Source organism: Devosia sp. (assembly GCF_036676215.1).
Taxonomy (GTDB): Bacteria; Pseudomonadota; Alphaproteobacteria; order Rhizobiales; family Devosiaceae; genus Devosia.
This window is the reverse complement of sequence record NZ_JAKFDJ010000118.1, coordinates 1-22,368: the sequence shown is the minus strand read 5'-3', so window position 1 is coordinate 22,368 and position 22,368 is coordinate 1. Positions and strand designations below refer to the sequence as shown.

24 protein-coding genes, 1 pseudogene and 1 riboswitch are annotated in these 22,368 nt (G+C 64.2%); of the genes and pseudogenes, 17 read left to right on the top strand and 8 right to left on the bottom strand.

The window, feature by feature from the left end:
• From V6M52_RS11155 to V6M52_RS11090, 14 genes are all read left to right on the top strand, one after another.
• Nucleotides 1–1,131 (top strand): cbb3-type cytochrome c oxidase subunit I (locus V6M52_RS11155; RefSeq protein ID WP_332701069.1); only part of this gene is annotated, 1,131 nt, incomplete at its 5' end.
• Nucleotides 1,132–1,186: 55 nt separating this feature from the next.
• Nucleotides 1,187–2,119 carry a heme o synthase gene (locus V6M52_RS11150; protein ID WP_442881850.1) on the top strand — a complete coding sequence of 311 codons (933 nt, stop codon included), beginning with the start codon at nt 1,187–1,189 and terminating at the stop codon, nt 2,117–2,119.
• On the top strand, nt 2,119–2,301 hold the full coding sequence (locus V6M52_RS11145) for a hypothetical protein (protein ID WP_332701068.1): 183 nt from the start codon (nt 2,119–2,121) through the stop codon (nt 2,299–2,301). Before V6M52_RS11150 ends, V6M52_RS11145 begins: the two co-directional genes overlap by 1 nt.
• On the top strand, nt 2,301–2,867 hold the full coding sequence (locus tag V6M52_RS11140; RefSeq protein ID WP_332701067.1) for a cytochrome c oxidase assembly protein: 567 nt from the start codon (nt 2,301–2,303) through the stop codon (nt 2,865–2,867). Before V6M52_RS11145 ends, V6M52_RS11140 begins: the two co-directional genes overlap by 1 nt.
• Before the next feature lie 2 nt (nt 2,868–2,869).
• Complete coding sequence (locus tag V6M52_RS11135) at nt 2,870–3,703, top strand: cytochrome c oxidase subunit 3 (protein WP_332688059.1); 834 nt, start codon at nt 2,870–2,872, stop codon at nt 3,701–3,703.
• A gap of 65 nt (nt 3,704–3,768) precedes the next feature.
• Complete coding sequence (locus V6M52_RS11130; protein ID WP_332701066.1) at nt 3,769–4,122, top strand: DUF983 domain-containing protein; 354 nt, start codon at nt 3,769–3,771, stop codon at nt 4,120–4,122.
• Entirely contained in the window at nt 4,119–4,877 is a 759-nt protein-coding gene (locus V6M52_RS11125; RefSeq protein WP_332701065.1) for an SURF1 family protein, read from the top strand. The genes V6M52_RS11130 and V6M52_RS11125 overlap by 4 nt, the downstream gene beginning before the upstream one ends.
• A 69-nt stretch (nt 4,878–4,946) precedes the next feature.
• Nucleotides 4,947–6,338 carry a threonine synthase gene (thrC, locus tag V6M52_RS11120; protein WP_332701064.1) on the top strand — a complete coding sequence of 464 codons (1,392 nt, stop codon included), beginning with the start codon at nt 4,947–4,949 and terminating at the stop codon, nt 6,336–6,338.
• Between the two features lie 53 nt (nt 6,339–6,391).
• Nucleotides 6,392–7,654 (top strand): M16 family metallopeptidase, encoded by a 1,263-nt coding sequence (locus tag V6M52_RS11115; RefSeq protein ID WP_332688055.1) that lies wholly within the window; start codon nt 6,392–6,394, stop codon nt 7,652–7,654.
• 15 nt (nt 7,655–7,669) lie between these two features.
• Entirely contained in the window at nt 7,670–8,281 is a 612-nt protein-coding gene (locus tag V6M52_RS11110; protein ID WP_332701063.1) for a GNAT family N-acetyltransferase, read from the top strand.
• Nucleotides 8,282–8,322: 41 nt separating this feature from the next.
• Nucleotides 8,323–8,991: a GntR family transcriptional regulator gene (locus tag V6M52_RS11105; protein ID WP_332688053.1), complete on the top strand. Its 669-nt coding sequence runs from the start codon at nt 8,323–8,325 to the stop codon at nt 8,989–8,991.
• A 104-nt stretch (nt 8,992–9,095) separates the two neighbouring features.
• Complete coding sequence (locus tag V6M52_RS11100; protein WP_332701062.1) at nt 9,096–9,686, top strand: biotin transporter BioY; 591 nt, start codon at nt 9,096–9,098, stop codon at nt 9,684–9,686.
• Complete coding sequence (locus V6M52_RS11095; RefSeq protein ID WP_332688051.1) at nt 9,683–10,114, top strand: DUF1284 domain-containing protein; 432 nt, start codon at nt 9,683–9,685, stop codon at nt 10,112–10,114. Before V6M52_RS11100 ends, V6M52_RS11095 begins: the two co-directional genes overlap by 4 nt.
• A 193-nt stretch (nt 10,115–10,307) precedes the next feature.
• Nucleotides 10,308–13,187 carry an EAL domain-containing protein gene (locus V6M52_RS11090; RefSeq protein ID WP_332701061.1) on the top strand — a complete coding sequence of 960 codons (2,880 nt, stop codon included), beginning with the start codon at nt 10,308–10,310 and terminating at the stop codon, nt 13,185–13,187.
• A 47-nt stretch (nt 13,188–13,234) separates the two neighbouring features.
• Here V6M52_RS11090 and V6M52_RS11085 read toward each other — a convergent pair whose 3' ends face one another.
• Complete coding sequence (locus V6M52_RS11085) at nt 13,235–13,810, bottom strand: YqgE/AlgH family protein (RefSeq protein ID WP_332688049.1); 576 nt, start codon at nt 13,808–13,810, stop codon at nt 13,235–13,237.
• Between the two features lie 128 nt (nt 13,811–13,938).
• On the opposite strand from V6M52_RS11085, the gene V6M52_RS11080 reads away from it, so the two are divergent.
• The 3 genes from V6M52_RS11080 to V6M52_RS11070 all read left to right on the top strand — a co-directional run bounded on the left by V6M52_RS11080 (nt 13,939) and on the right by V6M52_RS11070 (nt 15,979).
• Nucleotides 13,939–14,751, top strand: a complete 813-nt coding sequence (locus V6M52_RS11080) for a protein-disulfide reductase DsbD domain-containing protein (RefSeq protein ID WP_332701060.1) — start codon at nt 13,939–13,941, stop codon at nt 14,749–14,751.
• Between the two features lie 122 nt (nt 14,752–14,873).
• On the top strand, nt 14,874–15,368 hold the full coding sequence (locus tag V6M52_RS11075) for a peroxiredoxin (protein ID WP_332701059.1): 495 nt from the start codon (nt 14,874–14,876) through the stop codon (nt 15,366–15,368).
• Between the two features lie 23 nt (nt 15,369–15,391).
• Complete coding sequence (locus V6M52_RS11070; protein WP_332701058.1) at nt 15,392–15,979, top strand: hypothetical protein; 588 nt, start codon at nt 15,392–15,394, stop codon at nt 15,977–15,979.
• A 182-nt stretch (nt 15,980–16,161) separates the two neighbouring features.
• Here V6M52_RS11070 and gcvPB read toward each other — a convergent pair whose 3' ends face one another.
• The 7 genes and pseudogenes from gcvPB to V6M52_RS11035 all read right to left on the bottom strand — a co-directional run.
• Complete coding sequence (gcvPB, locus tag V6M52_RS11065; protein WP_332701057.1) at nt 16,162–17,709, bottom strand: aminomethyl-transferring glycine dehydrogenase subunit GcvPB; 1,548 nt, start codon at nt 17,707–17,709, stop codon at nt 16,162–16,164.
• A complete protein-coding gene (gene gcvPA / locus V6M52_RS11060; RefSeq protein ID WP_332688044.1) occupies nt 17,706–19,049 on the bottom strand; it encodes an aminomethyl-transferring glycine dehydrogenase subunit GcvPA in 1,344 nt (447 codons plus the stop codon). The genes gcvPB and gcvPA overlap by 4 nt, the downstream gene beginning before the upstream one ends.
• A 9-nt stretch (nt 19,050–19,058) precedes the next feature.
• A complete protein-coding gene (gene gcvH, locus V6M52_RS11055) occupies nt 19,059–19,424 on the bottom strand; it encodes a glycine cleavage system protein GcvH (RefSeq protein ID WP_332701056.1) in 366 nt (121 codons plus the stop codon).
• Nucleotides 19,425–19,434: 10 nt separating this feature from the next.
• Complete coding sequence (gene gcvT, locus V6M52_RS11050; protein ID WP_332701055.1) at nt 19,435–20,601, bottom strand: glycine cleavage system aminomethyltransferase GcvT; 1,167 nt, start codon at nt 20,599–20,601, stop codon at nt 19,435–19,437.
• A gap of 160 nt (nt 20,602–20,761) precedes the next feature.
• A riboswitch (glycine riboswitch) is annotated at nt 20,762–20,849 on the bottom strand.
• 165 nt (nt 20,850–21,014) lie between these two features.
• A complete protein-coding gene (locus V6M52_RS11045; RefSeq protein WP_332701054.1) occupies nt 21,015–21,500 on the bottom strand; it encodes a F0F1 ATP synthase subunit B family protein in 486 nt (161 codons plus the stop codon).
• A 6-nt stretch (nt 21,501–21,506) separates the two neighbouring features.
• Nucleotides 21,507–22,145 carry a F0F1 ATP synthase subunit B gene (locus tag V6M52_RS11040; RefSeq protein WP_442881851.1) on the bottom strand — a complete coding sequence of 213 codons (639 nt, stop codon included), beginning with the start codon at nt 22,143–22,145 and terminating at the stop codon, nt 21,507–21,509.
• Between the two features lie 95 nt (nt 22,146–22,240).
• Nucleotides 22,241–22,368: pseudogene (locus V6M52_RS11035) on the bottom strand (F0F1 ATP synthase subunit C); the annotation flags it as partial.

The following is a 22,368-nucleotide window of genomic DNA, read 5'->3' as shown; positions in this document are numbered from 1 at the left end:
ATGGATCTTGTGATCCTCGGCCTGCACATTGCCGGTGCGTCGTCGATCCTCGGTGCGATCAACTTTATCACCACGATCCTGAACATGCGCGCTCCGGGCATGACGCTGCACAAGATGCCGCTGTTTGCCTGGTCGGTTCTGATCACCGCCTTCCTGCTTCTGCTTTCGCTGCCGGTTCTGGCAGGCGGCATCACCATGCTTTTGACGGACCGCAACTTCGGCACGGCCTTCTTCGCGCCTGAAGGCGGCGGCGACCCGATCCTGTTCCAGCACCTGTTCTGGTTCTTCGGTCACCCGGAAGTGTACATCCTGATCCTGCCGGGCTTCGGCATCGTCAGCCACATCATCTCGACCTTCTCGCGCAAGCCCATCTTCGGCTATCTCGCGATGGTCTACGCCATGATCGCCATCGGTGGCGTCGGCTTCATCGTGTGGGCGCACCACATGTACACCGTCGGCATGTCGCTCGACGTGCAGCGCTACTTCGTGGCCGCCACCATGGTCATCGCGGTGCCGACGGGTGTGAAGATCTTCAGCTGGATCGCCACCATGTGGGGCGGCTCCATCACCTTCAAGTCGCCCATGCTCTGGGCCATCGGCTTCATCTTCCTGTTCACCGTGGGTGGTGTGACCGGCGTGGTGCTGGCCAATGCCGGTGCTGACCGCGCCCTGCACGACACCTATTATGTGGTGGCACACTTCCACTATGTGCTGTCGCTGGGTGCCGTGTTCTCGATCTTCGCGGGCTGGTACTACTGGTACCCCAAGATGTTCGGCTACATGTATAACGAGTTCCTGGCCCAACTGCATTTCTGGGTTATGTTCGTCGGCGTGAACCTGATCTTCTTCCCGCAGCATTTCCTCGGCCTTGCCGGCATGCCGCGCCGCTATATCGACTATCCGGATGCCTTTGGCATGTGGAACCGCGTCTCCTCGGTCGGCTACTACATCACCTTCGTCGCCATGATCATCTTCTTCTACGCGACGTGGGAAGCCAGCCGGAAGAAGCGTCCGGCCGGTGACAGTCCGTGGGGCGATGGTGCCACGACGCTGGAATGGACCCTGTCCAGCCCGCCGCCGTTCCACCAGTTCACCACGCTGCCCAAGATCGACTCGACCAACGCGCACTAGCGCAAACCGGGCCGCGCTCGCGCGGCCCGTCTTCGAAACCGCAAAGGCAAGGCCATTGGCTCTTCTTGACGACAGCAGGAACCTGCCAGGCATCGCCGGCGAAGCGCGCGTGGAGGATTACCTCGCGCTGCTGAAGCCGAGCGTGATGCAACTGGTTGTGTTCACGGCGATCGTTGGCCTGGTCGTTGCCCCTGGCGGTATCAATCCGGTGATTGGCGTCATCGCCATCGTCTGCATTGCCATCGGCGCCGGGGCCTCGGGCGCGCTCAACATGTGGTACGATAGCGATATCGACGCCATCATGAGCCGCACCCAGAATCGCCCGATACCGGCCGGCCGCATCGCCCGGGAACAGGCGCTGGTCTTCGGCCTGGTGCTGTCGGTGTTCTCGGTGGCGCTGCTCGGGCTGGCCACCAACTGGGTTGCGGCGGGTCTGCTCGCCTTCACCATCTTCTTCTACGTCGTCATCTACACGATGTGGCTCAAGCGCTCGACGCCCCAGAACATCGTCATCGGCGGCGCTGCCGGCGCCTTCCCGCCCATCGTCGGCTGGGCAGCGGTCACCGGCAATGTGTCCTTCGAAAGCGTTGTGCTGTTCCTCATCATCTTCCTGTGGACGCCGCCGCATTTCTGGGCGCTGGCACTCTACAAGCAGTCCGACTATGGCGCCGCGGGCGTGCCGATGATGCCCAATGTCGTCGGCGAAGCCTCCACCAAGCTGCAGATCTTCGCCTATACGGTGATCCTCGCCGCCGCCGCCATGCTGCCGACCTTCTTCGGCTTTTCCGGCTGGATCTACACCATCGTCGCAGTGGTCACCGGTGCGTCATTCACTTACCTCGCGTGGCGCCTGCTGCGCACGCGTGAGGATGTGGCCATGCGCAAGGCAGCTCGGACGCTGTTCAACTACTCGCTGAGCTATTTGTTCATCGTCTTCTTCGCCTTCATGACCGACAACCTGTTGACCCGCTTCGGGAGCTTCACCTGATGAGCGGGCCGAACGAAATCCGCAGTGTTGAAAGCGAGACGCCAGAGATTGCCGCGGCGCGCGCCAGGCTGCGCCGTCGCCGCTCCATTGCTATCGCCATAGGTCTGGCGCTGTTTGCCCTGACCTTCTATGCGCTGACCATCATCAAGATGGGCCCGGCTTTGTTTGACCGGACGCTTTGATGGCTGATCTGACCAATAGCGGGATCGATCCAGCGATGGCACGCCGCAACAGGCGCGTGGCCCTTGCCGGGCTGTTCGTGGCGGCCGGCATGGTGGGCCTCGCCTACGCCTCGGTGCCGCTCTACCAGCTCTTCTGCCAGCTCACCGGATTTGGCGGGACCACGCAGATTGCCGGCGATAGCCCCAAGGGCGCCATCGCGCGTCAGATGACCGTGCGCTTCGATTCCAACGTCGCCAACGACCTGGCCTGGACCGTCACCCCGGCCGCTTCGATCACCGATCGCATCGGCATGGTCGATACGGTCAACTACATCGCCACCAACAATTCGGACAAGCCGATCACCGGCATGGCCGTGTTCAATGTCTCGCCCGACAAGGCCGGCGCCTATTTCAACAAGATCGAGTGCTTCTGCTTCACCGAGCAGACGCTGCAGCCCGGCGAGACCGTGGACATGCCGATCGTGTTCTTCATCGATCCCGAACTGGCGGACAACCACGAGCTTGCCACCGTCGGCGAGATCACACTCTCCTACACTTTCTACGCTTCAGACAACGAGGGAAGCTGACTATGGCCGGAATAGCCAAGAACCACGATTACCACATGGTCGAGCCGAGCCCCTGGCCGTTCGTCATGTCGGTTGCGGTCCTCATCATGGCCATGGGCGCCATCTTCTGGATGCACGAATGGACCCCATTCGTCTTCTTCATCGGCCTCGTCGGCGTGCTCTACACCATGTATGCGTGGTGGAGCGACGTCATCAAGGAAGCCAATCAGGGTGACCACACCGCGGTCGTGCAGATGCATCACCGCTATGGCATGATGCTGTTCATCGCTTCCGAAGTGATGGTGTTCTTCGGCTTCTTCTGGGCCTATTTCGACGGCTTCTTCCGCCTCGACGATGTGGAGCAATATGCCCGTGTCGCCGCCACCAGTGGCATCTGGCCGCCGACCGGCATCGAACTGTTCGACCCGTTCCACCTGCCGCTGTTCAACACACTGCTGCTGCTGACCTCGGGCACCACGGTGACCTGGGCGCATCACGCCCTGCTCGAAGGCGACCGTGAGGGGCTCAAGTGGGGCCTTGTCCTCACCGTCCTGCTGGGTGCCGTGTTCACAGGCGTGCAGGCGCTGGAATATAGCGAAGCCGGTTTCTCTTTTGCCGGCTCCATGTATGGCGCCACCTTCTTCATGGCCACGGGCCTGCACGGCTTCCACGTGCTGATCGGCACCATCTTCCTTTTGGTCTGCCTGATCCGCGCCCTGCGCGGCGACTTCACCCCCGAACGCCACCTCGGCTTCGAATTTGCTGCCTGGTACTGGCATTTCGTGGACGTGGTCTGGCTGTTCCTGTTTGCCTCCATCTATGTCTGGGGCGCCTGGGGCGTGGCGATCCACCACTAGGATCCGCCCTACATCTTTCACGGGGCGCAGCCACAAGCTGCGCCCCGACCCGTTTTGGAGGCCCCATGGCCCGACCCGCCCCGATCATCGCCGGCCTGACCTGCCGCTGCCCGCGCTGTGGCGAGGGCAAGCTGTTTGTCGGCTATCTCAAGCCGGCGCCCGCTTGCCCGGCCTGCGGGCTCGATCTGAAATTTGCCGATAGCGGCGACGGTCCGGCGGTCTTTGTAATCTTCCTCGTCGCGCCCATCGTCATGGCGCTGGCCCTGTTGGTGGGCGCGCTGTTCAACCCACCCCCTTTTGTCCACCTGATCCTGTGGATTCCGACCACGCTGATTCTCTCGCTCTTGCTGCTGCCGCCGTTCAAGGGCGTGCTGATAGCGCTGCAATACCGGCACGACGCCCACGAGGGCCACCAATGACCGAAAGGCGCGGCCTCGGTCCGGTGATGACCTGGACCTTCGTGGCGCTGATGCTGGCGCTCGCCGTCACCTGCGTCTGGCTGGGCAGCTGGCAGATGCAGCGGCTGGCCGAAAAGGATGCGCTGATTGCGGCAGTCGCCTCGCGGCTCAATGCCGATCCGATATCGGCGCCCCCGGCGGAGCAGTGGGCCAGTCTCGATCTCGAAGCGCTCAATTTCCAGCCCGTCTCCCTCACTGGTGCCTTCCGCTACAACCAGACGGTGACGGTTTTCACCAGCCTCTCCAACGCCAGGGGCGCTGCCTCGGGTCCGGGCTATTGGGTGATCACGCCCTTTGTGCTGGCCGAGGGCGGCACGGTCTTTGTCAATCGCGGCTTCATTCCGGAGGACTTCCAGGAGGCCGCTGTTACCGATCCCCAGGGGGAAGACGGCCAGATCACGATCACCGGGCTGCTGCGTCCGGGCGAGGCGGCTGGCTTCATGACCCCCGGCCCCAACACGTCCGACCGGATTGAATGGGTGCGCGATCCCGGGCGGCTCGCCGCCATGGTCGATCCGGCCCTGGCGCCCTTTGCGCCCTTCTATGTCGATTTGCCGGCCGGCGCGCCGGGTGAGCTGCCGCAGGGCGGTGAAACGGTCATTGAATTCCCCAATAACCACCTCGGTTATGCCTACACCTGGTATGGCTTTGCCATCGTCGCGGTCGTCATGCTGGGCTTCTGGCTGGCGCGGCAGCGTGCGGCCACCAAGGGCTGATCCGGCAAACTTGCGGTTCATCCCCTGTTTGAATAGGTTGCGACAATTCTAAAAGGGCTCTTCCCCCGAATGCAGTTTGTCTCTACGCGCGGCCAGGCGCCCGCGCTCGGCTTCTCTGACGCGGTTCTCGCGGGTCTCGCCTCCGACGGCGGACTCTATGTGCCGCAGAGCTGGCCCCAGGTTAGCCCCGCCGAAGCCGCGGCTTTTGCCGGCAAGCCCTATGCCGACGTGGCCTATGCCATCATCAGCCGCTTCACCGGCGACGAGATCGCCCCGGCCAGGCTCAAGGCGATCATCGACGAATCCTACGCCGTCTTCCGCCATCCCTCGGTGGCGCCGCTGCTTGAGCTTGAGCCGAACCATTTCGTGCTGGAACTGTTCCATGGGCCGACGCTGGCCTTCAAGGACGTGGCCATGCAGTTCCTCAGCCGGGTGATGGATCACATTCTCGCCGAACGCGGCCTCAAGGCCACCATTGTCGGCGCTACCTCAGGCGATACCGGCTCGGCCGCCATTGAGGCCTTCCGCGGCCGCGACACCACCGACATCTTCATCCTGCATCCGCTCGGCCGCACCTCGCCGGTGCAGCGCCTGCAGATGACTACGGTGCTCGACGCCAATGTGCACAACATTGCGCTCGAAGGCACGTTTGACGACTGCCAAAACATCGTCAAAGCGATGTTCAACAATCACAAATTCCGCGATTCCGTGCGCCTCAGCGGCGTCAACTCCATCAATTGGGGCCGCATCGTTGCGCAGATCGTCTATTACTTCACGGCGGCTGTCTCGCTGGGCGCGCCGCACCGCAAAGTCAGCTTCACCGTGCCGACGGGCAATTTCGGCGATATCTTCGCCGGCTATTGTGCCAAGGCCATGGGCCTGCCGATCGAGCGGCTGATCATCGCCACCAATGCCAATGACATCCTGCGCCGCACCTTCGATACGGGCCGCTACGAGATGGACGGCGTGGCGCCCACCATCAGCCCATCCATGGATATCCAGATTTCGTCCAATTTCGAACGGCTGCTGTTCGAGGCCGCCGGGCGCGATGCCGCCGCCGTGGTGCGCATGATGGACAGCCTCAAGCAGTCGGGCGGCTTTGCCCTGCCGGACCGGGCCCTGGCCGCCATCCGTCGCGATTTCGCAGCCGGCACCACCGGCGAGGCCGAAACCAAGGCGACGATTGCGAGCACGCTCAAGGCCTCCGGCTATCTGCTCGACCCGCATACTGCCGTGGGCGCCCATGTGGCGCGCGCGCATCTGGGCCTGACCCCCATGGTGACGCTGGCCACCGCCCATCCGGCCAAGTTTCCGGCAGCGGTCGAGGCGGCCTCGGGTGTTGCGCCCGCGCTGCCCGCCTGGCTGGCAGACTTACATTCGCGCGAGGAGCGTCTCAGCGTCCTTGCCAACGACCAGACAGCGGTCGAAGACTTCATTTCAGCGCGTACGCGCGCTGCCTGACGCATTCGGGGGCCGGCGGTCGCTCGACCGCCAGCCTCGAGGAGGAGCCTAGCGTGAGCGTACAATCGACGACCCTGGACAACGGCATGGTGGTGCTCACCGATGACATGCCGCATCTCGAAAGTGCCTCGCTCGGCGTCTGGGTCAAAGCCGGTGCGCGCAGTGAGCGCAAGGCGGAGCATGGCATTTCGCACCTCCTCGAACACATGGCCTTCAAGGGCACCACCTCGCGCACGGCGCTGCAGATCGCCGAAGCCATTGAGAATGTCGGCGGCGACCTCAACGCCGCGACCTCTATCGAACATACCGGCTATTTCGCCCGCGTGCTCAAGGATGACGTGGTTCTTGCTGCCGATATTCTGTCAGATATCTTGCAGAATTCTTTGTTCGACGACGACGAACTGACGCGCGAGAAACAGGTCATCGTCCAGGAGATCGGCGCGGCGCGCGACAATCCCGACGATCACGTGTTCGACCTGTTCCAGGCCGCCGCCTTTCCCACCCAGCCGATCGGACGCACCATCCTGGGCACCGTCGATTCGGTGCGCGAGTTCACCCCCGACACCGTCCGCAAATATATGAACCGCAACTATGTGGGCGATCACATGGTGATGGCCGCCGCGGGGCATGTCGATCATGACGGGCTGGTCGAGGTGGCGCGCGACCGCTTTGCTACCCTCAAGCCCAATGGGGCGCCGGCGCCCCAGCGCGCCACATACCAGGGCGGCGAAGAGCGCCTCATTTCCGATCACGAACAGGCCCACATCGTCATCGGCTTCGAGGGCAGGGCATACAATTCGGACGGCTTTTATGCCGCCCAGGTGCTGGCCTCCATTCTGGGCGGCGGCATGAGCTCCCGCCTGTTCCAGGAAGTGCGCGAGAAGCGCGGTCTCTGCTACTCGGTCTATTCCTTCCACTGGGCCTTTGCCGATAGCGGCGTTTTCGGCGTCGCCGCGGCGACCGGCCAGGACGAGGTGGCCGACCTGGTCCCCGTCGTGCTCGACGAACTCAAGCGCGCCACCGAAACCATCACCGACGAGGAAGTGATCCGCGTCCGCAACCAGATTCGCGCCGGGCTGCTGATGTCGCTCGAAAGCCCTTCGGCCCGTGCGGGCCAGCTGGCGCGGCAACAGATCCTGTGGGGCCGGCCCATCCCGATGGCCGAGACGGTGGAGCGCATCAACCGCATCACCGCCCATCGGGTGCAGGAAGTGGCCGAGCAGATTCTCACGCAAGGCTCGCCGACGCTCGCCGGCATAGGGCCGATCGGCCATCTTGCCGATGTGGGCGCCATCGGCGACCAGCTCAAGCGCTGAGGCAGCTGCCACGCCATGCTCTGGCCCTGGTCTTCCCCCGCCCCCCTGATTGCCCTGCGCGGGCCACGCGTTCTGCTGCGCCTGCCGCAGATAGGCGACTATCAGACCTGGTATGCCTTGCGCCACTCGAGCCGGGATTTTCTTCGGCCCTTCGAGCCGCGCTGGACCGAAGCCGATCTGGGCCGGCGCGTCTTTGCCACGCGCGTCAAGCGGGCGCGCGAGGAGGCGGAGGAGGGGACGGACTATTCCTTCTTCATCTTCCTCACCTCCGGGCGCAATGAAACCCTGGTTGGTGGCATCACGCTCTCCAATGTGCGGCGCCGCGCCGCGCAATTCGTCAATCTTGGCTACTGGATGGGCCAGCCATTTGCCGGCCAGGGGCTGATGACCGAAGCGGTGGCGACCAGCCTGCCATTCATCTTTGACACGTTGGACCTGCATCGCGTCCACGCCGCCTTCCTGCCGGGCAATACGGCATCGCGCCGTGTGCTGGAAAAGAACGGCTTCGTCGAGGAAGGTTTTGCCGAGAAGTACCTGCAGATCAACGGCCGCTGGGAAGACCACGTACTGTTCGGGCTGACGAAGGAGCGCTACGAGATCGGCCGCTACACCCGCCGCGCTGTCTGATCGCTCGACAAATCGCCTGGCGATAAACTATCTATAAAATCATGTCAGAACCCAAAGACGACACCATCGCGGTCCGGATCAGCAAGGTTTTGGCCGAGCGGATCATCGCGGGTACGCTGGAGCCAGGCGCCCGGCTGCGGCAGGACCATATCGCCGAAGAGTTCGGCGCCAGCCATGTGCCGGTGCGCGAAGCCTTTCGCCTGCTGGAGGCGCAAGGGCTGGCCATCAGCGAACCGCGCCGCGGCGTCCGCGTCGCGGCGTTCGATCTGGCCCAGGTCAAGGAAGTCGCCGAAATGCGCGCCGCCCTTGAAGTGCTGGCGCTGCGCCATGCCGCCCCGCACCTGACCAGCGCCATACTCGATGAGGCCGAAAGCGCCAATCGTGCTGCCGAGAAATCGCGCGACGTTCGCTCTTGGGAGGAGGCCAACCGGGCCTTCCACCGCACGATTCTGGCCCCCTGCGGCATGCCTAGACTGCTGGCGACCATCGACGACCTGCATGCCGCCAGCGCGCGCTTCCTCTTTGCCGCCTGGCGCACCGAGTGGGAGGCGCGGACCGATCAGGACCACCTGGCGATTCTGGCGGCTTTGCGACAGGGACAGACTGAGATCGCTATGGCGACACTGGGTCGCCATGTGCAGTGGATCGGGCAAAAGCCGGTTCGCACCGCCTCCGGGGCGACGCGCGACGCCTTTGCCATTGTTGGTTGAGCGGGAAAAGAGCGCGCCATGCCTTGCGAAAAGTGTCGGAACGTGAACTTAATAGATCGAAGCTAGAAATTATCTATAATTCTAACGCGATCGAAGGACGTTCCATGAATACCACTACCGCCTCCGCCCACGATGCCTTTAGCCCGCTGCGCCTGCAGAGCCGTCCGCTCGTCTGGCAAGTCGCTGCCATCGTGCTGGGAACACTGTTCCTGGCGCTGTCATCCTATGTCGAAGTGCCGATGGTGCCGGTGCCGATGACCATGCAGACCTTTGCCGTGACGCTGGTTGGCGCTCTCTATGGCTGGCGCCTGGGCGGACTGACGATCGTTGCCTGGCTGCTCGAGGGCGCGCTGGGCCTGCCGGTACTGGCCGGCGGCGCATCCGGCGCGGCCCACTTCCTGGGTGCGACCGGTGGCTATCTGTTCGCATTCCCGGTCTGCGGTGCGCTCGTGGGCTGGCTCGCCGAGCGCGGCTGGAACGGCAATCGCGTGGTGCTGGCTTTCCTGGCCATGCTTGCGGGCAATCTGCTGTGCCTCGTGCTGGGCGGCGCCTGGCTGGCCGTCATCATCGGGTTCGAGGGTGCCGTCACTCATGGCGTTGCGCCATTCATCGTCGGCGGTGTATTGAAGTCCGCCCTGGGCGCGGCCGTGCTCAAGGCATTGTCGCCCCGTACCAGCAAGGCCCCCGCTGCTTGACCGTTGAACTGCGCGCTCATCATCTGCTCTGCCTGCTGACCTATGTCGGCAAGGGTTACAGCCCCGAATTCACCGCCAATTATGATGCGGTGGCGGTCCGGCTGAGTGCAGGTGAGGACGTGCTGGTGGTGGCCGGTCCCGACGACATCTGCGCCCCGTTGCTGGGCCAGGTGGACGCGCATTGCTGGCGCGACAGCGTTGATCTGCGTGACGAGCAGGCCGCCGAAGATCTGACAACATTGCTGGGGCGGCCTGTCTGCCCCGGCACTTCCGTCACACTCGGTCCGGAACTGCTGACGCAGATGCGGGCCGCATTCGCGGGCGACGTTACCCGCCGCGCCTGCTCCCGCTGCGCCTGGGCCGATCTTTGTACCCGGGTGGCGGCAAGTGAATATGGCGACGTCCGCGTGCAAGCTGCAGTCGGCTAGTTCTGCCGCCGCCCGGGGCGCCGCAATAGTTGTTGCTATTCGGCAACACTTCGCTAACCTTGTGGCAAGGGTCAATCCCCGCTACCAAAGGGCGCTCCCGCCAAGAGGATGCCGTTTCAGCTTGCGGTCGCTTTATGCGCCCTCGTTGAAGCGTTGCCACAATGAAGCCTACCGCAGGATATAATCGCCCCTGATGCGTCACCTCTTTGCACTTGCGATGTGTCTTGCGTTCGCGCTGGGCGTCGTTGCTCCGGCCGCTGCTTTTGAAGTCATCTCGGTTCCCGAAGACGTCAATGCCGTCAACCTGTCCGACGTTATCGAGGTTCAGCCCGGTACCGACGGCCGCGTGCAACTGTCCACCGCGCCAGGGGAAGATGGCATTATCCGTCGCATCGAAGTGCTGGCGAGCGAGCAGGGCACCAATCCGAGCTTTGCCTTGTTCGCGCTGCGCAACGAGAGCGACCAGCAGATCGAGCGCCTGCTGGTGGCGCCCTTCTTCCGCCTGCCGGGCTCGGGCATTTTCCAGCCCGATCTGGGCAATGAGCGCCTCAAGGCGCTGACGCCGAGCGCCGGCATCCGTCCGGTCCGCCTCGTCGACAGCGAGGCCGATGTCTTCGAGGTCACGCTTGACCCCGGCGCCACGGTCACCTTCGTGGCCGAGCTGACGGCCGACCGACTGCCCGAGCTCTATCTGTGGCAGCCCAACGCCTACCGCGACTACGTCAACTCCTTCACCCTGTTCCGCGGCGTGGTGCTGGGTGTGGCCTCCCTCGCGGCGGTGTTTCTGACCATCATGTTCGTGGTCAAGGGGCGCGGCGTCTTCCCGGCGACGGCAGCTTTCGCCTGGGCGGTTTTGGTCTATCTACTCATCGATTTCGGCGTGCTCGGGCGCCTGCTCGGCCTGCCGGCCGGCGGCGTGCAGCCGCTGCGGGCGGCCGCCGAGGCCGGTATAGCCACGACTCTGGCCGGATTCCTGTTCATCTATCTCAATCTCCACCGCTGGCACCTGCGCTTTATCCACCTGGCGCTGGGGCTGGCTGCGCTGTTCCTGGCGCTGTTCGCCTTTGCCTTCTTCCAGCCCGCCATTGCCGCCACCATTGCCCGCCTGGTGCTGGCGCTGCTCGGCGTTTCGGGCTTCTTCCTGATCCTGCTCCTGGCTTTGCGCGGCTATGACCGCGCCGTGCTGCTGGTGCCGACCTGGATCATCCTCATCTCCTGGCTGTTCTATGCCTGGCTCGTCCTCTCCGGCCAGGTCTCCAATGACGTGGCGCAGCCGGCGGTCGGCGGTGGCCTCGTGCTCATCGTCATGCTGCTCGGCTTTACCGCGGTGCAGCACGCCTTTTCGGAAGGGCAGGTGTCGATCGGCACGCTCTCCGAAGTCGAGCGGCGCGCATTGGCGCTGACCGGTTCGGGCGACTTTGTATTCGATTGGAACATCGAGCGAGACCGCGTCTCGGTGAGCGACGAGCTGGCAACGCGCCTGGGCGAAAAGCGCGGAGCCTTGCGCGGCGCCATCAAGCGCTGGCTTGACCGCGTCCACCCGGACGACCGCGACCGTTTCCGCACCGCCTTCGATACGCTGGTCGAACTGCGCCGCGGCAAGGTCAGCGCCGACATGCGCATCGCCGGCCACGACGGCAGCTATCGCAGCTTCCGCATGCGGGTAAAGCCGGTGCTGGGCGGCGACGGCCAGGTCAACCGCATCGTCGGCACCTTGCAGGACGTCACGGAGGATCGCGCCTCCCGCGAGCGCCTGCTGCATGACGCCGTGCATGACAGCCTGACCGGCCTGCCCAATCGCATGCTGTTCCTCGACCGGCTGGAGCGCGCGCTGGTACGGGCGCGCGCACCCGGCGGTACCAAGCCGGCCGTGTTCCTCATCGACATCGACCGCTTCATGGAGCTCGAAGAACGCATCGGCCATTCGGCCGCCGATTCTGTACTGCTGGCGATTTCGCGCCGTATCGCCCGCATCATGCGGCCGCTCGATACTGTGGCCCGCGTCACCGGCGACCAGTTTGCCGTCATCCTCGCCTCCGAGCAGGCCGCCGGCAAGATTGCCGAGACTGCCGAACAGATCCGCAAGGCGCTCAAGGCCCCGTTCAATTTCGGTGACCGCGACCTGACGCTGTCGGCCTCCATCGGCGTCACCATCTACGACAGCAATCCGGCAACCGCCGCCGACGTGCTGCGCGATGCCGAACTGGCGATGTATTATGCCAAGCGCCTGGGCGGGGACCGCATCGAGGCCTATCGCGCATCGGCCCGTTCCATCGCCGCCTACAACCGCGCCAGCGAGGAAGACCTTGAGCGTGGCATGAAGCAGGGCGAACTGCATGTTCAGTTCCAGCCGGTAATGGATATCCAGACCGGCCAGATGGTCGGCGCCGAGGCGCTGATGCGCTGGGTTCACCCCACCCGCGGCACCGTTAATCCCGATGAATTCGTGCCGCTGGCCGAGCGCTCGGGCCAGATCGAAAAGCTCGGCCGCCTGGCCTTCGAGCAATCGGCGGCGCAGGCCAAGGATTGGATGACGACACTCGGCCTGCCCGAGGAATTTTTCATCTCGGTCAACCTCTCGCCCACGCAACTGGCCACCGAAACCCTGCTCAACGACATGCGCAACCTGGTCAGCCAGGACAAGGAACTGGCCCGCCGCCTCAAGCTCGAAATCACCGAGAGCCAGGTGATGACCAATCCCGAGCATTCCGCCTATATGCTGCAGGCTCTGCGCAATCTGGGCCTGGGCCTGGCGCTCGACGATTTCGGCACGGGCCACTCATCGCTGAGCTATCTGCACCGCTTCCCCTTCGACACCATCAAGATCCCGCAGCCCTTCGTCAAAATGGGTGAAAGCAACGGCATTGCCCATACCCAGGGCCCGATCATCAAGGCCGTGGTGCAACTGGCAGCGGACCTTGACCTGATGGTCATTGCCGAGGGCGTCGAGACGCTGGACGAGATCGAACGCCTGCGCCAGCTCAACTGCCGCTATGCTCAGGGCTTCGCCTTCGGCGCGGCAATGACCGGGCCGGAATTCGGCAAGAAGCTGAGCGCGCAGCTGGCGCGCTAGCGGGAACTTTCTGACCTCTCCCCGAAGGGAGAGGTGAAGAAGGGGTCTCAGGCGTGTCCCGCATCCGGGCTCAACGTCGCCCTGGTGATGTGCAGGCTCGCCAGCGCCGCTTCATAGCGGTCGCCGACCGGCGTCTCGAATACCAGCTCCTGGCTGAACGGGGCGGTCAGCCAGCCATTGTCGCTGATCTCGCCCTCGAGCTGGCCGGCGCCCCAACCGCAGCAGCCCAGCGCGAACAGGGACGCCCGCGGCGCCGGGCCAAAGGCCATGGCTTTGAGAATGTCGACCGTTGCAGTCATGCAGATACCCTCGGTCACCGGATAGGTGTGGCCACTATGATAGTCGGATGAATGCAGCACGAAGCCGCGTCCCGTTTCCACCGGGCCACCGCGCATCACGGCGCGCTGACGGATGGCATCGGGCAGGCGGATGACGGCGTCGGGATCGCCCAGATCGAGCTCGTCCAGGATGTCGGCAAAGCGCAGATTGGCGAGCTCGTGATTGACCACAAGCCCCATCGCCCCCTCGCTGCCATGGCCAACGAGCAGGATGACGCTTTCCGCGAAGCGCTCGTCCGCCATGTCGGGCATGGCGACGAGGAATTGTCCTTCCAGCGAGCTCATGGCCTAATTGTAAGCGCCCACGCCGCCCATGCCAAGTTACGAAGGTCTCGGGCGTGCATTGGCCTGTTCACGAAGGCATGATGTGCCGTCAGCTATTTCTCAACCTGAACCTGCGCTATTGGCTTTCCATGCGTCTTCTGTCCCTTCTCGCCGCCATCGCCATGATCGCCTCACCCGCTTGTGCGGGCGAAACGCCGTGGCAGGAAGTGGCGCCCGGCGTGAAGCTGCGGCTGATCAGTAGCGGGCAGGTCAAGGCCAACGGCACCACCCTTGTCGGTCTTGAGATCGACATGCCCGAGACCAGCAAGACCTATTGGCGCGTGCCCGGCGACACCGGTCTGCTGACCGAGCTGGATTTTGTCGGCTCCTCGGGCGTACTGGGCCATCAGGTGCTCTGGCCCTATCCGACCCGGCACGAAACCTTGGATTATCTCGACTACGCATATTTCGGGCCCACCGTGTTGCCCATCGAGGTGACGGTGGCGCCCGGCGCGCCCCGGCTTGAGCTCGGTGCCCTTTTGGGTGTCTGCTCCGATGTCTGCGTGCCGGCGCAGGCGCATTTCTCACTGCCCCTGCACGACGCCGAACCTGACCGCCCCAACGGGTTGCGCATCCGCCAGGCGCTCGCCATGGCGCCGATCGAATGGCATGGAAATCCCCAGCCCATCGGCAATGTGGAACTGCGGCGCGACGCAGTCATGCTGGCCGTCCATGTCAGCGATCCCGCGATCGACCCCGCCTCGCTGATCGCCGCCACGCCAAGCGGCGAGCCACTCTTCGGCACGCCGCAAAAAAGCCCCGAACCAAACCTAGTCCTCATTCCCATCCTGGGCAAAAGCGATGAAATCGACTTGGAAAACCAGGCTGTTCAGCTCACATTCCTGACGGGCTTGGGAGCTTTCGAGGTCACGCGGACCATCAGGGTGCCGGCGGCCGAGTGAACGGTGCGAGGGGAAAGGGCCATTAGGCCTTGTCGACGGTGTCAAAGCCGCTTATCCCGAATGCACTTGAGACTGAGGAATGGCCGCCGCCCTGGTGGCCAAGTCATGGGGCATATCCACATATGATCGATCGCGGCAGTCCGGTCCCGTCCGTGGGCGTGAAACTTGTAAGCGCCGATGGCGCGACGGATACGACCAGTGATGCAATTCTTGGCACAGGGCTCGTCGCCTTCTTCGCCGTTCCGGGGGCTTTCACGCCGACCTGCCACGTCAATCATCTGCCGGGCTTTGTCGCCAATGAGGCCAAGCTGAGGGCTGCGGGTGTCGAGCGTATCGTCTGCGCCACTGTCAATGACCATCACGTAGTGAAGGCCTGGGCCGAGGTGTCCGGCGCGCTCGGCAAGATCGATTTCATCGCCGACGGCAATGCCGAATTGGCCGAGGCGCTCGGGCTGATGAAGGATTTTTCCGCGTCCGGTATGGGCTTGCGCTATGCCCGTTCGGCCATGCTGATCCGCGACGGCATTGTCGGTGCCGTTTTCGTCGAAGACGCGCCGGGCGTGAATGCCAGCGGCGCTCCTGCCATATTGATGGCGCTAGAAGCCGCCTACAACTAGTGTCCGCGTCAGGAGATCGCCCCATGAACCAAGCCTCTTCCCTGCTGCTGCGCCTGTCGGCCGCGACCGCCACCGCGACACTGCTGGCTGGTTGCTCCATGGGTGGCATGTTTGGCGGCGGCAATGCCGCGCAGAGCCAGCAATTGCAGAACGCTACGGCAACGCCCGCTGCCGTGGCGCAGGCGCAGACCAATGCGCTCCCCGCGATTGCTACCGAGTGCCCTTCCATTCGCATACGGCCCGGCGGCGAGGCGATGTTCTATTATGGCGGCGGCCGCACCGGCGACGCCAGGTCGCTGCAGTATCAGGGCGTAATCGACGAGACCTCGCGCAATTGCGTGGTCTCCAATGGCCTGATCACCGTCAATATGGGCGTGGTGGGCCGTGTCCTGCTCGGTCCGGCCGGCAACCAGACTTCGGTCAATGCGCCGATCCGCTTTGCCGTGGAGCGCGACGGGCAGGCGGTGTTCTCCGAGAAGCACACCTTGCCGGTCTCCGTCACTGCGCCGGCCCGCTCTGCCGAGTTCGTCAAGGTCCTCGAAAACGTCGCCATTCCCTATCTGGGCGGCGAAGAGATCACCATCTGGGTCGGTTTCGATACCAGGGGCTGATTATCCAATATCGTTGAATTGAAGCGGCCCGTGGACACGTCCACGGGCCGTTCTCTTTCTTACCTCTCCCCTTGAGGGACAGGGGGGAGGGTTCTGCGCTCGCCCATGCTTCGATGCATGTGGAGGCAACCCCTCATCCGCCCTTCGGGCACCTTCTCCCTCAAGGGGAGAAGGAAGGCAGTCTACTCCGCCGCCTTCAGCGTCACTTCCGCCCGTTCCCACTTCAAGATCGGCGAGCGCGCGGCCCGCGTTTCGTCCAGCCGGCGGCGCGGTGCCTTGAGGGGCGCGGCGGTGAACCGCTCCGAATTGCCGGCCTTGGCATCGGTCGCCAGTTCCGCCATCACATCGCAGAAATGGTCCAGCGTCTGCTTGCTTTCGCTCTCGGTGGGCTCGATCAGCATGGCGCCATGCACGACCAGTGGGAAATACATGGTCATGGGGTGGAAGCCCTCGTCGATCAGCGCCTTGGCGAAATCGAGCGTCGTGACGCCGGTGCCGGCGAGGAAGCTGTCGTCGAACAGCGCCTCGTGCATGGTCGGATAGTCACCGAACGGCACCGAGAAGACGTGTTGCAGGCGCGCCTTGATGTAATTGGCATTGAGCACCGCATCCTGCGCCGCCTGGGCAAGGCCATCGCCGCCATGGCTGAGCATATAGGTCAGTGCCCGCACATACATGCCCATCTGGCCCTGGAAGGCGGTGATGCGGCCCAGGACTTCGCCCTCGGCATGCTCGACCAGCTCAAGACCATTGCTGCCCTTGCGCACGAACGGCACTGGCGCAAACGGCGCTAGCGCCGCCGACAGCACCACCGGACCCGCGCCGGGACCGCCGCCGCCATGCGGCGTCGAGAAGGTCTTGTGCAGGTTGATATGCATGGCGTCGATGCCCAGATCCCCCGGCCGCACCACGCCCATGATGGCGTTGAAATTGGCGCCATCGCAGTAGAAGAACGCCCCGGCCGCATGCACGGCTTCGGCAATCTCGATCACCTGAGGTTCAAAGAGGCCGCAGGTATTGGGATTGGTCAGCATGATCGCCGCAACGTCAGGCGACAGCGCATCCTTGACCGCCTGCACATCCACCGTGCCGTCGGTACGCGCCGGGATCGGCTTGACGGAGTAGCCGAGGAAGGCCGCGGTGGCCGGATTCGTGCCATGAGCGCTTTCGGGCACCAGGACGATCTTACGATGGCTCTGCCCGGCCGCATCCTGTGCCGCCTTGATCGCCATCATGCCCAGCAGCTCGCCATGGGCGCCCGCCTTGGGCGTCAGCGCCACGGCAGCGGTATTGGTGAGGGTCATCAGCCAGTGGCTAAGCTGGTTCATCAGCTCCAGCGCGCCCTGCACGGTCGAGACCGGCTGCAGCGGGTGGATATCGGCAAAGCCGGGCAGACGAGCCACTTTCTCGTTGAGGCGCGGATTGTGCTTCATCGTGCACGAGCCAAGCGGATACATGCCGCTGTCGATCGAGTGGTTGAGCCTGCTGAGGCGCACATAATGGCGCATCGCCTCGGGCTCGGTGAGCCCGGCCAGATCGAGCGGCATTTTGCGCTCGAAGCCCCCCAGACGGCTGGTCGAGATGGTGACGTCCGGTAGGTCGACGCCGGAATGCTCGGTATCGCCGATTTCGAACAGCAGCGGTTCGTTAGGCAGCAGTGCCGAGCCGGAGGTCGAGGTAAAGCCGGTCGTGCCGGTGCCAGTGGGGCGGCCCTGATTGTTCATGCTCATGCGAGTTCCTCCGAAAGCGCGGCGCAGAGCGCGGCAATGTCGGCGTCGGTGGTGAGTTCAGTCGCGGCCAGCACGATGAGGTTCGCAACCGACGAATCGGTCGGCTCCAGCCGGCTCACCGGCACGCCGCCGAGAATGCCGCGGCTGGCGAGACGCTCGATGAGGCTGGCGGCCGGCTGTGGCGTGCGGATGGTCATCTCGTTGAAGAAGGTCTTGTTGAGCACTTCGACGCCAGGCACGGCAGCCAACGCATCAGCCAGCTTGCAGGCATTGGCGTGGTTGAGGCGAGCCAGGCGGGTGAAACCAGCCTCGCCGAGCAGACCCATATGGATCGAGAAGGCCAGGGCACAGAGGCCTGAATTGGTGCAGATATTGCTCGTCGCCTTCTCGCGGCGGATATGCTGCTCGCGGGTCGATAGCGTCAGCACGAAGCCGCGCTGGCCTTCGGCATCGACCGTCTCGCCGCAGATGCGGCCCGGCATCTGGCGGATGAATTCCTTGCGCGTGGCAAGCAGGCCCAGATAAGGCCCGCCGAAATTGAGCGCATTGCCGATCGACTGGCCTTCAGCCACCACGATATCGGCGCCATAGGCGCCCGGCGCCTCGATGAGGCCCAGCGACACCACTTCGGTGATGACGACGATCAGCAGCGCGCCCTTGGCATGGGCGGCGTCGGCGGCCGTCTTGAGGTTGCGCAGATGGCCGTAGAAATCGGGCGTCTGGATGACGATGGCGGCGGTCTGTTCGTCAATATGGTCGAGAATGTCGCCTTGGCCCTCGGGGGATGCGGACAGGCATTCGAGGTCTGCATCGTCCTTGAGATAGGCCTTCACCACGTCGCGGTAATGCGGGTGCAGCCCGCCCGACAGCACAATCTTGTTGCGCTTGGTCAGGCGGCGCGCCATCAGCACTGCTTCCGCCGTACCCGTCGAGCCGTCATAGAGCGAGGCATTCGCGACATCCATGCCGGTGAGCTTGGCCACCTGGGTCTGGAATTCAAACAGCATCTGCAGGGTGCCCTGCGAGATTTCCGGCTGGTAGGGCGTATAGGCGGTAAGCCATTCCGAACGCTGGATCAGGTGATCGACCGTAGCCGGCACGTGGTGGCGATAGGCGCCGGCGCCGACGAAGAACGGCCCATCGGCGCCCGCATGGTTCTTGCCGGCCAGCGCCCGCATATGGGCCTCGACCAGGAATTCCGGGCTATGGGCGGGCAGGCCGAGATCGAAGCTCTTGAGCGCGCGGGCGGGGACGGCGCTGAACAGGTCGTCGATAGTCGCCGCGCCGATGACGCCGAGCATTTCGGCGCGTTCGTGTTCGGAATGGGGGAGGTAGCGCATGGGGTCTCTTTACTTCGTCAGGTCGGCATAGGCCGCGGCATCGAGCAGGCCGTCGATCTCGCCCGCATCGGTAATGGCGATCTTGTAGATCCAGCCTGTTGCTTCCGGATCGGCATTGATCAGGCCGGGATTGCCCGAGAGCTCTTCGTTGACCTCGGTCACGGTGCCCGAGACCGGGGCGTAGATTTCCGAGGCGGCCTTGACGCTTTCAACGACAGCGGCCTCGTCGCCCTTCTTGAGCACTTTGCCGACGGCAGGCAGCTCGACGAAGACGATGTCGCCCAGCGCTTCCTGCGCATAGGGCGTGATACCGACAATGCCGGTCGAACCCTCGACGCGGATATATTCGTGGTCAGGGGTGAACTTGGTGGTCATGGCTGGCCTCTCAACTGGCTTTGGGCTTGCGGAAATAACGATGGGGCACGAAGGGGGTAGGGACCACCTCGGCTGGTTGGGCGCGGCCGCGGACCGACACCTGCAGCTTGGTGCCATGCCCGGCATGGGCCGGCGGCACGAAACCGAGCGCGATGGCCTTGCCCAGCGAAGGGGCAAAGCCACCGCTGGTGACGACGCCGATGGCTGTGCCGGAGGCGTCGAGGATTTCGGCGCCCTCGCGGGCGGGCGCGCCTTCGACGATCAGGCCAACGCGGATTCTGGAAAGCTTGCCCTCGCGCTCGGCGAGGATGCGCGCGGCGCCGGGGAAATCGGCGGCCTCGCGGCGGCGCTTGGAAACGGCAAAGCCCAGATCGGCCTCAGTGGGCGAAATGGTCTCGTTGAGGTCGTGGCCATAAAGCGGCAGGCCAGCTTCGAGCCGCAGGCTGTCGCGGGCGCCAAGGCCGATCGGCTTGACGCGGGTATCGGCCAGCAAGGCATCCCAGAAGGCACCGGCATGCTCGGGCGCAACCAGGATTTCGAACCCGTCCTCGCCGGTATAGCCTGAGCGGGCGATGACCAGCGTGGTGCCGTTCCAGGGGAAGGCGCCATAGGTCATGAAACCGAGATCGGCGGCGGGTGGCGCGATATGGGCGACGACATTGACGGCCTCGGGGCCTTGCAGCGCCAGCAGCGCATTGTCGTCGGCGCGGGTCAGCCTGGCCTTGTCCCTGGCGGCGGCTTCGATACGGGCGAAGTCGCCATCCTTGGTGCCGGCATTGACCACGATATAAAGCGAGCCTGGATGCAGCGGCGAGCGGGCGACCATCAGGTCGTCGATGGCGCCGCCGGTCTCGTTGAGCAGCAGCGTATAGCGCACCTGGCCGGGCTTGAGGCCGCCAATGTCCCCGCAGATCAGCGGTTCGATGATCGCCGCGATGGCGGCGTGATCAGCCTCGGCATCGCCGCTTGGATTGTTGAGCACGAGGAAGCTCGGGCCCATATGGCTCACATCGAACAGGCCAGCCTGTTCGCGCGTCCATTTGTGCTCGGCCATGATGCCGGTGGGATATTGCACCGGCAGGCTATAGCCGCCGAATGGCACCATGCGGCCGCTCGCGGCGACGTGGCGCTCGTAAAGCGGCGTGGTTTTGAGAGCTTCGGCTGAGGTTTCGGCCATCAACACTTCCCGGAAAATGAACAAGGCGGCACGACTAGCTTCGCCCTGCGGCGAAATCCGTGCCCCCTCTGTCCTCGACACCTGAGAGATTTCCCAGCTGAGCGCTGGTTGCTCCTTCGGTGGGACCGGGCAATGCGCCGGTCCGCTTTCCAGAGTTGTCGGCTGACACGCGGTCCGTTTGCCTGAGAGTTTCCGGGGCGGTTGCTCCTTCGGCGCTGGAGAAAACCAGTCTCTCCCGCAGTCGAGCGCACCATGGTGGAGATTCCACAAGGCGTCAATCGCGAGAAACGAGGGCGTACAGGAATTTTGCGACGATGGCATTGTATGATTGGAGCGCTCAAATCATGGCGTACCCGAACCAAACAAAAAGGCGGGCACAAGTGCCCGCCTCGAAATCTCGCTACGTCAAAGTCTCAGTTCAGGCGGTTGCCCACGTCGGCGATGGCGTTGTCGACGACCTGGCCGCCCTTGCGGTTCATCTCGTCGGTCAGCACCAGCCGGGCGGCCTCGATGGCGACATCGGCAGAGCGGGCACGCACTTCGGCGACGGCCTGGGCCTCGGCCTGGGCAATCTTGTCTTCCACCGCCTTGGTGCGGCGGGTGATGAGATCGGCCAGCGACACCTGGGCCTCGGCGGTGAGGCGAGTGGCCTCGTCCTTGGCGGCGGCGATGATGCCTTCGGCTTCGCTCTCGGCGGCAACGCGCTTCTGCTCATACTCAACGAGCAGGGCGGCGGCTTCCTCGCGCAGCTTCTTGGCTTCGGCGAGGTCGTCGGCGATCTTCTTGATCTGGCCGTCGAGCATCTTCCCGACGATCTTGGGGATGCCGAAATAGAGCGTCATCGCGATGAAGATGACGAGGGCGACGAGGGCGTAGAAGCTGTTATCGAGCCATTCCATTGTCGCTTACTCCTTGCTCGCCTTGGCGACCGCGACGCGGACGCTGTCGGCCGACACATCGCCGACCAGCTGGGTCACCACGGTCTGCGCCGTGGCCGTGGCGATCTCGTCGACATGGGTCAGCGCTTCGGTCTTGGTGGCATTGATGCGGGCTTCGGCGGCACTCACCTTGGCAGTGAGGTCGGCCTCGACGGTGCTGCGCTTGGCAGCCAGGTCGGCTTGGATCGCCTCGCGGCTCTCATTGGCAATGCCCTGGGCCTTGGACTTGGCCGCAGCCAGCGCCGCTTCATAGGCAGCGATGGCAGCGTCGGTCTTCTGGCGGGAGGCGTCGGCTGCCGCAAGGTCAGCGTCGATGATGCCCTTGCGGTTGGCGAGAATGCCACCAATGCGGGGCAGGGCGACCCGGCTCATCAGCAGATAGAGCGCGGCGAATGTAATGGTCAGCCACAACAACTGGCTGGGGAAGGTCGCCGGATCGAAAGGCGGGAACACGCCTGAATCATGCTCGCCACCATGGGCTTCGGTGGTGGCATGGGTATCAGCGGTGGGATCGGCATGGGTCGCGTCGACGGCGCCTTCAGCGCCTTCGACGTGCTCTTCGGCCGGTGCAGCCGCTTCTTGGGCGTAGGCTTGCGTTACCATCAGGTGAGGTCCCGTTAAATCCGGTCAACCGGCCGGAGCCGGAGAAGTGCACGCAGCCGGACCTGGCCCGGCTGCGAAGAAGCGTGATCGCGCCGGTATTAGGCGACGAACAGCAGGATCAGGGCAACCAGGAACGAGAAGATGCCCAGAGCTTCGGTCACGGCGAAGCCGAAGATCAGGTTCGAGAACTGGCTCGGAGCAGCCGACGGGTTGCGCAGGGCGCCCG

Coding starts and splice junctions, on each gene's coding strand:
- V6M52_RS11145 (WP_332701068.1), top strand. CDS start 2,119: ATGAGCGGGCCGAACGAAATCCGCAGTGTTGAAAGCGAGACGCCAGAG.
- V6M52_RS11140 (WP_332701067.1), top strand. CDS start 2,301: ATGGCTGATCTGACCAATAGCGGGATCGATCCAGCGATGGCACGCCGC.
- V6M52_RS11135 (WP_332688059.1), top strand. CDS start 2,870: ATGGCCGGAATAGCCAAGAACCACGATTACCACATGGTCGAGCCGAGC.
- V6M52_RS11130 (WP_332701066.1), top strand. CDS start 3,769: ATGGCCCGACCCGCCCCGATCATCGCCGGCCTGACCTGCCGCTGCCCG.
- V6M52_RS11125 (WP_332701065.1), top strand. CDS start 4,119: ATGACCGAAAGGCGCGGCCTCGGTCCGGTGATGACCTGGACCTTCGTG.
- thrC (WP_332701064.1), top strand. CDS start 4,947: ATGCAGTTTGTCTCTACGCGCGGCCAGGCGCCCGCGCTCGGCTTCTCT.
- V6M52_RS11110 (WP_332701063.1), top strand. CDS start 7,670: ATGCTCTGGCCCTGGTCTTCCCCCGCCCCCCTGATTGCCCTGCGCGGG.
- V6M52_RS11105 (WP_332688053.1), top strand. CDS start 8,323: ATGTCAGAACCCAAAGACGACACCATCGCGGTCCGGATCAGCAAGGTT.
- V6M52_RS11100 (WP_332701062.1), top strand. CDS start 9,096: ATGAATACCACTACCGCCTCCGCCCACGATGCCTTTAGCCCGCTGCGC.
- V6M52_RS11090 (WP_332701061.1), top strand. CDS start 10,308: ATGCGTCACCTCTTTGCACTTGCGATGTGTCTTGCGTTCGCGCTGGGC.
- V6M52_RS11085 (WP_332688049.1), bottom strand. CDS start 13,810: ATGAGCTCGCTGGAAGGACAATTCCTCGTCGCCATGCCCGACATGGCG.
- V6M52_RS11080 (WP_332701060.1), top strand. CDS start 13,939: ATGCGTCTTCTGTCCCTTCTCGCCGCCATCGCCATGATCGCCTCACCC.
- V6M52_RS11075 (WP_332701059.1), top strand. CDS start 14,874: ATGATCGATCGCGGCAGTCCGGTCCCGTCCGTGGGCGTGAAACTTGTA.
- V6M52_RS11070 (WP_332701058.1), top strand. CDS start 15,392: ATGAACCAAGCCTCTTCCCTGCTGCTGCGCCTGTCGGCCGCGACCGCC.
- gcvPB (WP_332701057.1), bottom strand. CDS start 17,709: ATGAGCATGAACAATCAGGGCCGCCCCACTGGCACCGGCACGACCGGC.
- gcvPA (WP_332688044.1), bottom strand. CDS start 19,049: ATGCGCTACCTCCCCCATTCCGAACACGAACGCGCCGAAATGCTCGGC.
- gcvH (WP_332701056.1), bottom strand. CDS start 19,424: ATGACCACCAAGTTCACCCCTGACCACGAATATATCCGCGTCGAGGGT.
- gcvT (WP_332701055.1), bottom strand. CDS start 20,601: ATGGCCGAAACCTCAGCCGAAGCTCTCAAAACCACGCCGCTTTACGAG.
- V6M52_RS11045 (WP_332701054.1), bottom strand. CDS start 21,500: ATGGAATGGCTCGATAACAGCTTCTACGCCCTCGTCGCCCTCGTCATC.